Source organism: Caulobacter segnis (genome assembly GCF_003243465.1).
Lineage (GTDB): Bacteria > Pseudomonadota > Alphaproteobacteria > Caulobacterales > Caulobacteraceae > Caulobacter > Caulobacter segnis_A.
In genome coordinates, this window is the sequence record NZ_QFQZ01000004.1 from 92493 (window position 1) to 102592 (window position 10100).

Annotated in this window: 10 protein-coding genes; 5 read left to right on the top strand and 5 right to left on the bottom strand. The window is 67.0% G+C overall.

The window, feature by feature from the left end; all coding sequences use genetic code 11:
- Positions 1–15: 15 nt before the first annotated feature.
- Complete coding sequence (locus DI526_RS02615) at positions 16–711, bottom strand: MarC family protein (protein WP_304273746.1); 696 nt, start codon at positions 709–711, stop codon at positions 16–18.
- 85 nt (positions 712–796) lie between these two features.
- Between DI526_RS02615 and pyrF the strand changes: the two genes are divergently transcribed.
- On the top strand, positions 797–1486 hold the full coding sequence (pyrF, locus tag DI526_RS02620) for an orotidine-5'-phosphate decarboxylase (protein WP_304273748.1): 690 nt from the start codon (positions 797–799) through the stop codon (positions 1484–1486).
- Positions 1487–1614: 128 nt separating this feature from the next.
- Here the strand turns inward: pyrF and DI526_RS02625 are convergent, their stop codons facing one another.
- The 3 genes from DI526_RS02625 to DI526_RS02635 form a co-directional block, all read right to left on the bottom strand.
- Positions 1615–1974, bottom strand: a complete 360-nt coding sequence (locus DI526_RS02625; protein ID WP_304273750.1) for a hypothetical protein — start codon at positions 1972–1974, stop codon at positions 1615–1617.
- Entirely contained in the window at positions 1974–3677 is a 1704-nt protein-coding gene (gene ggt / locus DI526_RS02630) for a gamma-glutamyltransferase (RefSeq protein ID WP_304273751.1), read from the bottom strand. Before ggt ends, DI526_RS02625 begins: the two co-directional genes overlap by 1 nt.
- Before the next feature lie 88 nt (positions 3678–3765).
- Positions 3766–3990 carry a DUF1674 domain-containing protein gene (locus tag DI526_RS02635; RefSeq protein WP_304273753.1) on the bottom strand — a complete coding sequence of 75 codons (225 nt, stop codon included), beginning with the start codon at positions 3988–3990 and terminating at the stop codon, positions 3766–3768.
- A 92-nt stretch (positions 3991–4082) separates the two neighbouring features.
- On the opposite strand from DI526_RS02635, the gene DI526_RS02640 reads away from it, so the two are divergent.
- From DI526_RS02640 to DI526_RS02655, 4 genes are all read left to right on the top strand, one after another.
- Positions 4083–5363 (top strand): RsmB/NOP family class I SAM-dependent RNA methyltransferase, encoded by a 1281-nt coding sequence (locus DI526_RS02640; RefSeq protein ID WP_304273754.1) that lies wholly within the window; start codon positions 4083–4085, stop codon positions 5361–5363.
- An 84-nt stretch (positions 5364–5447) separates the two neighbouring features.
- Complete coding sequence (rpe, locus tag DI526_RS02645; protein ID WP_304273757.1) at positions 5448–6107, top strand: ribulose-phosphate 3-epimerase; 660 nt, start codon at positions 5448–5450, stop codon at positions 6105–6107.
- A 4-nt stretch (positions 6108–6111) separates the two neighbouring features.
- Positions 6112–7851 (top strand): heparinase II/III family protein, encoded by a 1740-nt coding sequence (locus DI526_RS02650; protein ID WP_304273759.1) that lies wholly within the window; start codon positions 6112–6114, stop codon positions 7849–7851.
- A gap of 441 nt (positions 7852–8292) precedes the next feature.
- Positions 8293–9615, top strand: a complete 1323-nt coding sequence (locus DI526_RS02655) for an AAA family ATPase (protein ID WP_304273761.1) — start codon at positions 8293–8295, stop codon at positions 9613–9615.
- Positions 9616–9681: 66 nt separating this feature from the next.
- Here the strand turns inward: DI526_RS02655 and DI526_RS02660 are convergent, their stop codons facing one another.
- Positions 9682–9774 carry a hypothetical protein gene (locus DI526_RS02660; RefSeq protein ID WP_304273767.1) on the bottom strand — a complete coding sequence of 31 codons (93 nt, stop codon included), beginning with the start codon at positions 9772–9774 and terminating at the stop codon, positions 9682–9684.
- Positions 9775–10100: the final 326 nt, after the last annotated feature.

Here is a 10100-nt window from a genome sequence, read left to right on the forward strand (position 1 = left end):
TGTCCAGACGCGCGGCTACTTCTTTTCCGCGTAAGGGGCCTTGGCGTCGGAGCGGATCAGGCCGCGCGTGGCGTCGCCGACCCCGACAATGACGAACTGCACCGCAAGCGCGCAGAGGATCAGGCCCAGCACCCGCACGACGATGCTCATGCCGATCCGGCCGAGGGCGCGGCTGATCAGCGGCGCGGCCCAGAAGGCGGCCACGACCACGGCCGAGACTGCGGCGATCACCGCCACCCCGATGCCGGCTCCGGCCAGGCCCAGGGGCTTGGCTTCGGCCGCATAGATGATCACGGTCGAGATCGCGCCCGGCCCGATCAGCAGCGGCATGGCGAACGGGACGATCAGCCGCTCGAACCGCTGGCGGGCGTAGGCGCGGGGCGACTGGTCCTCCAGGCCCTCGGCCGCGTCGGCGAACATGGTGGTGAAGTCGTCGCGCACCATGTCCAGGCCGAGAATGAACAGGATGATGCCGCCGGCGATCCGGAAGGCCGGCATCGAGATGCCGAAGAAGGCCAGCAGCCCGACGCCCGTGAAATAGAAGAAGATCAGGAACGCGGTCATGAACAGGCCGATATAGACGGCCACCATCCGCCGGCCCGCGGCGGCCGCGCCCAGGGTGGCGGCGGCGAACAGCGGCACGTTGCCGATCGGGTCGATCAGCGCGAACAGCGCGACGAAGAAGTTGACGGCGAGTTTGGCCTCGGTCATTCGACGTCCCTACCTTTCAGATCGCGCCCAAGCTTGGCTCTGTCCTAGAGCGGACGATGACGCGCGCCAACCCCGGGGACTAAAGATGACCGCCGACCCGCGCCTGATCGTGCCGCTGGACCTGCCCACCGTCGAGGAGGCCCGCGACATGGTCGAGCGCCTGGGCGACGCGGTCAGCTTCTACAAGATCGGCCTGGAACTGCTGGCCAGCGACGGCATGAGCCTGGCCCGCGAACTGAAAGCCTCGGGCAAGCAGATCTTCCTCGACTGGAAGCTCCACGACATCGGCGCCACGGTCGAACGCTCGGCCCGCGTCCTGGCCCAGAGCGGCTGTGACCTGCTGACCGTCCACGCCGAGCCCCAGGTGATGAAGGCGGCCGTGCAGGCGCGCGGCGACTCCTCGCTGAAGATCCTGGCGGTCACCGTTCTGACCAGCCTGACCGACGCCGACCTGATCGAGATGGGCTACGCCTTCAGCGCCCGCGAACTGGTCGAGCGTCGCGTGCGCCAGGCCCTCGACTGCGGCGTCGACGGCATCGTGTCCTCGCCGCAAGAGGCCGCCCTGGCCCGCGAGATCGCCGGTCCTGGCTTCCTGATCGTCACCCCCGGCGTGCGCCCCTTCTGGGCGGCCAAGAACGACCAGGCCCGCGCCGCCACCCCCGAAGCCGCCATCCGCGCCGGCGCCAGTCACCTGGTCTGCGGCCGCCCGATCACGGCGGCCAACGACCCGCGCGAGGCGGCGCTGAAGGTGATCGCGGAGATCGCGGGGGTGTAAGATCTCTCCCCTCCCCTTGATGGGGAGGGGTAGGGGTGGGGTGACTGCAGCGGTCAACGCCGCTCTCTGCGGTCGCCTCCGCGATCACCCCCATCCCCACCCCTTCCCCCATCAAGGGGGAAGGAGGATTAAGGCGTCTGGAACCAGAGACCCCCGACATCGGGATCGATCGGATCTGCTAGCCATTCATTCATGACACGCTCAATGATCCCCTCTCGATCCGTTCCGTATTTCGGATCGGGAACCCACTGTTTCTGCCCATCGCAAAATTTGATCATCTGCGGTAGCGCGCCAGCATAAACTAGCGCGGACACATGCCGGCGGACGAAGTCCGCAAGCTCCGATCCTTCCAGACCGAAATCAACTCGACCCTTCGGTACGATCTGCCACATACCGACCGCGTCTATCTCCAGTTCGTTGAGCAAACCGTCGATCGAATCCTGGATCGAGTATCCGAACGAGCGATGAAAGGGCTCGCGCTCAGCCATCACCGCACCACCATCCCCACACCCCGCGCCCTGGGGTCGGCTTCCGGAACCGGCGTCCGCCCCAGAACCTGGATGGCCGCGATGTCGCCGATCCGCGAGTGCTCGACGAACTTGTAGCCCTTGGCCTCCAGCGCGGCTTTCACCCCCGCCGGCGGCGGCGCGAACTGTTCGACGATGATGGTGTTCTCCGGCAGCAGCTGGTGGTGGAAGCGCGGCTGCTTCTGGGCGTCCTTCAGGGACAGGTTGAGGTCGTAGACATTGGCCAGCACCTGGAACACCGAGGTGAAGATCGTCGAGCCGCCGGGCGTGCCGATCACCATGGCCACGCGCCCGTCCTTGGTCAGGATGGTCGGCGTCATCGAGGACAGCGGCCGCTTCAGCGGGCCGATCGCGTTGGCGCTGCCGCCCACGACCCCGAACATGTTGGGCGCGCCGGGCTTGGCCGAGAAGTCGTCCATCTCGTCGTTCAGCAGGAAGCCGGCGCCCTCGACGACCACGCCAGAGCCGAACCAGCCGTTGATCGTGTAGGTGTTCGAGACGGCGTTGCCCCACTTGTCGACGATCGAATAGTGCGTGGTCTGCAGCTTGCCGAGGCCCGGCGAGACGGACTTGGTCGCCGACGGCTTGTCCGGATCGATCTCCTTGGCGCGCTTGGCCACATAGGCGGGGTCGATCAGGTTCGAGACCGGGACCTTCACGAAGTCCGGGTCGCCCAGATATTCCGCCCGGTCGGCGAAGACGCGCTTTTCGATCTCCGAGACCAGGTGGACGTACTTTTCGCCGTTCAGGGCCTGGCCCTTGAACAGGGGGGCGGCGTCCTGCTTCATCAGCAGCAGCTGCATCAGGGCGATCCCGCCGGAGCTGGGCGGCGGCGCGGTGACCACGTCATAGCCGCGCCACTTGGCCGTCACGGGCGCCCGCCAGACGGCCTTGTAGCCGGCGAGGTCGGCCTTGGTGATCAGGCCCTTGTGCTCGCCGCGCGCCATCTGGGCCACGATCAGCTCGGCGGTCTTGCCCTCGTAAAATCCCTTGTCGCCCTGCTGGGCGATCCGGGTCAGCGTGGCGGCCAGCTCGGGCTGCTTGAAGATCGTCCCGGCCTTGGTCGGCGGGAAGTAGGCGCTGAAATTGGTCGTCTTGAACTCGGGCGGAACCTCGTCGGTCAGCATGCCGGCGAACTGGTCGTTCACCAGGAAGCCGTCGCGGGCGTAGCGGATCGCCGGGGCCAGCACCCGCGCCCAGGGCAGCTTGCCAAACCGCTTGTGGGCCATGGCGAGACCCCGCACCGTGCCGGGCGTGGCGGCGGCCAGGTTGCCGAACAGCGACAGACCCTCGATCACCTGGCCGTCGGGACCCAGGTACATGTCCGCCGTGGCCGCCGCCGGGGCGGTCTCGCGGTAGTCGAGGAAGTAGGGCTTGCCGTCCATGTAGACGGTCATGAACCCGCCGCCGCCCAGGTTGCCGGCCTCGGGATAGGTGACGGCCAGGGCGAAGCCCGTCGCGACCGCCGCGTCGACCGCGTTGCCACCGGCCTTGAGGATCTCCTGGGCGGCCAAGGCCCCGAAGCGGTCTGGCGAGGCCACCGCGCCAGCGGCCAGGGCGCGGGCGGCGACCGATTTGGTCTTCGGCGGAGCGGCCTGGGCCACCGGCGCGACCAGCAGAAGGCCGGCGGCGAAACTGGCGGCGAGACGGGCGAACAGGCGCAAGACGAAAACCTCCCCAAGGCTATGCGGAGAGGTTAGCGACACTTTCCGCCGCGAAGAAAGGGCGAACGCGGCGCCGGGTGATTACTGCCTAGAAGTCGACCGCCACGCCCTTCTTCTCCCAGTCGCCGAAGCGGGTCGGCTCGGGGCCGTCGCGGCCGCCCTGCTCGGGGGGCAGGGACAGGGCGTCCTCGGCCGCGCGGCGGGCGGCGGCCTCCTCCAGCGCGCGGCGAGCGGCGGGGCTGAGGGCCTTGCCGGGGGCGGCGCCGGGGACCTCGGGGATGGCGTCGACGGGGGTTTCGGGCGTGTCGGACATGGGGCCAGTTTAACACCCGAGCCCGGCGCCTCGCCACCGGGTCCGCGTCGAATCCGCTTGCGCTCGCGCCCGCCTCTTGGCACGGCGGGGCGGTGACTCAAGAATTGAACGACGGCCTCCCCGCCCGGGAAGCCGCCCTGACCCTGATCGACGCGGCCCTGTCGCGGCGCGGCGGCCTCGACGAAGCCGCCTCGGCCAACGGTTTCCGCTTCCTCGAACCGCGCGAGCGCGCCTTCGCGCGCGCCCTGGCCATGGCCGTGCTGCGCCACCTCGGCCCCATCGACCGCGCCCTGGCCGCGCGCCTGCAGAAGGCGCCGCCGGACCGGGTGATGAACCTGCTGCGCCTCGGCGCGGCCCAGGCCTTCCACCTGGAGGTGCCGGCCTTCGCCGCCGTGGCGACCTCGGTCGAACTGGCCGCGGCCAACAAGACCAGCCGCCCGTTCAAGGGCCTGGTCAACGCCGTGCTGCGCGGCCTGCTGCGCGACGCTCCGCCCAGCAACGATCCCACACTGCTAGCCCCGCCCTGGCTCTATTCGCGCTGGGTCGCCGCGTTCGGCGAGGCCACGGCTCGCGAGATCGCCGACCAGATCGCCCTGGAGCCGGCCACCGACCTCTCCCTGAAGCCCGGCGCCGACGCGGACGCCTTGGCGCAGGCGCTGGAGGGCGAGATCCTGCCCGGCGGCTCGCTGCGCGTGCGCCGCAAGGGCGACGTCGCCGCCTGGCCGGGCTTTGAAGACGGGAGCTGGTGGGTGCAGGACGCCGCCGCCGCCGTTCCCGCGCGCCTGCTGGACGTGAAGGCCGGCGAGGCCGCGCTGGACCTCTGCGCCGCGCCCGGCGGCAAGACCCTGCAGCTGGCCGCCGCCGGCGCGCGGGTCGTGGCCCTCGACCGTTCGTCCGCCCGCCTCAAGCGGCTGGAGGAGAACCTCGCCCGCACCGGGCTCGAAGCCCAGGTCGTGGCCGCCGACGCCGCGGCGTGGGCGGACGACCGGACCTTCGACGCCATCCTGCTGGACGCCCCGTGCAGCGCCACCGGCACCTTCCGCCGTCACCCCGACGTGCTGTGGGCCGCACGGCCGGGCGATGTCGCGAGCCTCGCCAACGTCCAGGCCCGCATCCTCGACAGCGCCGCCGGCCGCCTCAAGCCCGGCGGTCGCCTGGTCTACTGCGTCTGCTCGCTGGAGCCCGAGGAGGGCGAGGCCCAGGTCGAGGCCTTCCTCGCCCGCCGCCCCGACATGGCGCTGGACCCGATCCAGCCGGGCGAAGGCGGCGCGCCGCAAGCCAGCCTGACCGCGCGCGGGACCCTGCGCCTGTTGCCGCACCAGCTGGACGGCGGCCAGGACGGCTTCTTCGCCGCGCGGTTCCGCAAGCGCTGAACCGACGCCCAAGCTTGGGCATTTCTGCGCTTAACCCGTCCTGTCCGGGATGACAGAGCGACTCAGGGTCGCTATCCCAGGGTCATGACCGCGCCGATCATCGCCCCGTCGATCCTCGCCTCCGACTTCGCCCGCCTGGGCGAGGAGGTCGCCGCCATCGAGGCGGCCGGCGCCGACTGGGTCCATGTCGACGTGATGGACGGCCATTTCGTGCCCAACATCACGCTGGGCCCGGACGTCGTTCGGGCGATCCGGCCGCACGCCAAGATCCCGTTCGACGTGCATCTGATGATCAGCCCGGCGGACCCGTACCTGGAGGCCTTCCGCGCCGCCGGGGCCGACCTGATCAGCATCCACCCCGAGGCCGGCCCGCACCTGCACCGCTCCCTGAAGCGGATCCGCGAGCTGGGCGCCAAGGCGGGGGTGGTGTTCAACCCCTCGACCGGCATCGACCACGTCGAGTGGATCCTCGAGGACGTCGACCTCCTGCTGGTCATGTCGGTGAACCCGGGCTTCGGCGGCCAGAGCTTCATTCCGGGCCAGCTGCGCAAGGTCGAGGCCCTGCGCAAGATGGTCGACAAGGCCGGCCTTCCCATCATCATCGAGGTCGACGGCGGCGTCACCCCGGTCACCGCCCCGCAGTGCGTGGCCGCCGGGGCCACCGCCCTGGTCGCCGGCTCGGCGGTGTTCAAGGGCGGCCGCGAGGCCTACGCCGCCAACATCCGCGCGCTGAAGGGCGGCTGACCCCTTGGCCCCAGCCGTCAAGCGCTCCGCCAACGGCTCCCGACTTCCCGTCCGGCGACGGGGCGGCGTTCTTTTGCGGGCCCTGACGGCCGAGCTTTCCAGCCAGGTCGAGCGCGAGTGGTACGGCTCGGGTCCGCACCGCCTGCTGCTGGCCGCGACCAAGGTCGAGGCCCTGGCCGCCTATCCCCGCGACCCCCGGCCGACCGACGCCGGCCACGGCCGCCGCATCCTGGCCGGGACCCTTGCCCTGGACGGCGGCTCCCTGCGCATCGGCGAGGCGGGCGATCCGTTCGACACCGCCAGCCCCTCGCGCCGCTTCGCCGTCAGCCTGCACCGCTTCGACTGGCTGCCCGACCTCGTTTCGGCCGGTCCCGACGGCGCCCGCCGCGCCTTGCGGCTGCTCGACGACTGGCGGCGGGTGTTCGGCAAGTGGAACGCCTTCTCGTGGGGAGCCGAGTGTCTGGAGCGGCGGGTCTTCCACCTGGCCTGCGCCGCCCGGACCCTGGCCGCCGAGGCCAGCGACGCCGAGGCCACCGACCTGCGCCGCGACCTCGTCCGCCAGGCCCGGCACCTGGCCGAGATCCGCAAGATCCCCGCCCGCGCCCTGGAGCGCGCGATCGCCGTGACGATCGCCGGCTGCGTCCTGGCCGGCAAGCCGGGCGACGCCCTGATCGACAAAGGCCTGAAGGCGCTGGCCCGCCACATCGACCGCATCGTCCTGCCCGACGGCGGCCACGCCACCCGCTCGCCCGAGGCGGGGGTGGAGCTGCTGTTCGACCTGCTGACCCTCGACGACGCCCTGCGCCAGCGCGGCCGGCCAACGCCCGAGGCCGCCGCCCGCGCTATCGACCGCCTGTCGACCGCGACGCGGTTCTTCACCCTCGGCGACGGCGGGCTGGCGGCCTTCCACGGCGGCGAGACGGTGGGCCAGGCGCGCATCGCCGCGGCCCTGGCCCACGACGACACCGGCCCGCGGCCGCTGAACAGCGCCCCGCACAGCGGCTATGAGAAGATGGTCGGCGGCTCGCTGGAGCTGATCGCCGACTGCCGGCCGCCCGCCGCCGGATTCCTCTCCGTCGCCGCCTGCGCCCAGCCGGCCGCCATCGAGATCCTCTGCGCCAAGGACCGGCTGATCACCAGCTGCGGCTGGAGCCCCGAGGCCGCCGGCGCCCACGCCTTCCGCCTGTCCGACGCCGCCTCGACCGTCTCGGTCGGCGACGGCTCGGCCGGCCGCCCGCTGTCCGGCTTCCGCGCCAAGGCCCTGGGGCCCTGGCTGGTCGACGGCGCGACCAAGGTCGAGGCCGAGCGCCACGACGATGTCGGCGGGGTGTGGCTGGATATCGTCCACGACGGCTGGCGGCATGTCGGCCTGACCCACACCCGCCGCCTGTTCCTCGACGCCGTCGCCGACGAGCTGCGCGGCGAGGACAGCCTCACCCCCATGGCCGCCCTCGACCTGGACGCCGCGTCCGGCCCGCGCCGCTACCTACCGTTCGCGGTGCGCTTCCACCTGCACCCCGAGGCCCGCGCCTCGATCGCCCGCGACGGCAAGAGCGTGCTGATCCGGGGGCCGAACACTATCGGCTGGTGGCTGCGCAACGACGCGGTGGACGTCGAGATCGCCCCGTCGGCCCACTTCGACCACGGCCTGGCGCGCAAGGCCGGCCAGGTGGTGCTCAAGAGCCAGGTCCGCCCGGAGGTGGGGGCGAAGATCCGCTGGAAGCTGACGCGGGCGGAGGGGTAGGGGGTGTGTTGCTCTTTACAACCGGATCGCAATGGCCTCACCCTAACAACTAGGGCGGGAAGCCCAGTGGGAATTGGGGGCGGGCTAAGCCTGAGCAACACTGTGATAGAGAAGATCAGCATCCTCAGGTTTAAAAGAATAAATCAAGCGGATATAAATCTAACTAATATAAACTTGTTCGTCGGCGGGAATAATTCTGGAAAAAGCTGAACTTTACAGGCCATACATTTCAATGCTGCGCTAGCTCAAGCAAGAAACATATCCGGATCAGATCAGTTTACAGCGGAGCAACTGAGATACTGCCCGACAGATGATTTCTTGAATCTCTGTCACAATCAGCGTCTGCACGAAGGCACTTCGATAGAGTGTGATTTTTACGCTCAGAAAGATGGCGATGTGCCGGATGCAACTGTGTTTCTCACACGCGGGCGGAATGGAGTGGTGAAGGCGCGCACAAGTGGAAATCAGCTGCTAGCCGCCATCGCCGATCCCAAAGGCTTCTTTTCGATATATGTGCCAGGTCTGGCGGGTATCAGCCTGCGCGAGGAGTATCGGTCTGAACTTGTCATGAATAATGGCATTGCCCGGGGAGACGCAAACCTATTCCTGAGAAACCTTCTTCTGAGAATTGAAAAGTCTGAATTGAAAAAGACGAGCTTTTCCGGCAAGCTTTCGCGCGTATTTCCCGGGTGCCGAGTTATTACCAAATTCAATGAAGCCGACAACCTCGTAATTGACTCAAAGGTCATCATGGCAGACGGGAAGGAACTACCCCTCGACATGGTAGGAACCGGCATGCTTCAGTCAATACAGCTTGTTGCCTACATAACTATGTATGAGCCTCAATTACTGTTACTCGACGAACCGGATGCGCACTTACACCCTACAAATCAAAAGCGCCTAGCAGAAACACTCGTTCTAATTTCCCAGGAGACTGATACCAAAATCCTTATCGCGACCCATTCCAGACACTTGCTCGACGCGTTTAGTGAGTGCGAGGGAGCGAGCCTATTCTGGGTCAAGGATGGCGAGCCCAAGCCTCACGAAGACTGGGATGATGTTGCAGTCTTGATGGATCTCGGTGCTCTAGACCGCGGGGAAAGACTTCTTAACGGCGAGTATAAGTACCTATTCTGGACCGAAGACGATGATACGCGATATATAAAGTCTTTTATAAATTCAAACGGACTTAACGACGAGGAATTCTATATTTTTTCATACAAAGCAAGCAGCAAAGTGGATGCCGCCAAGCTTATGTCCTCGTTCTTGTCTAGAATTAAACCCGGAGTTCGCACCATCATACATAGGGATAGAGACTTCATGCTCGACAAAGAGGTCGAGGCCCTAATCAAGAAGTACGACCTAGAGGACAAGGGCTCCATGCGTCTGTTTGTCACCACAAAGAGCGATATCGAGGCGTACTTCGCGTCTCAAGAGCATATTTCAGAGGTGATGCGTATTAGCGAGAGCGATGCAAGAATTTTGATTGAGTCGCTGATCCAAGAAAACCAGAATGAATTCACTATTAAATTTCACTCGAAGCGACAGGACATAAAGAATACGCTCTACAAGCGTAATCCGGATGAATGCCCCTCACCAGAGGAGCTTATACCCGGCGGGGTAATCCCAATTGAAAAGGCGCTAGGAAAGCTTCTACTGAAAAAGTTGGGCCCGGTGATGCAGTCGAGGGGCAAAAATGCTGGGGACATACTGATCCCTAGCAAGGCGCTCTTGGATAAATATTTTAGCGAACTGCTCAACTAAGTTTGAAGGCGCCGCGCTAGTTCTAGATCTCTCGAAGGCTGGAGCGTGCTGGGCTGACCGGGCTGGTTAGGGACCAGCCTTCGGCCGGCCGCCGCGCGGCGGCGCGAGGCGTCGTCCCTGAGCAACCCGGGCAGCCCAGCGATCGTCTCGCCGTGAGATGTAAGGATGGCTCCCGTCGCGGGGACGGGGGAGGAGCGCTAGATCATTCTCCTCCCCCGCTGGGGGAGGTGGCCCAGCGGTGGAGGAGGGGGCAGCGCGGCATGCGTCCAGCTGGCCCCCTCCGTCGCTCCGCGACACCTCCCCCAGAGGGGGAGGAGAGGCGGACTACGAGCGTTCGCGGCGCTCCATCATCCGCGTAGACGGAATCGAACCGAACGATTTCAAGCACTTCTCACTTTTACACGCCGCTGGATCATCCGCGTTGAATCCCCACCCATACTTGTCCTCACCCGATGGCTTGGAAGGGACGTCCGGCCGGCGATCGT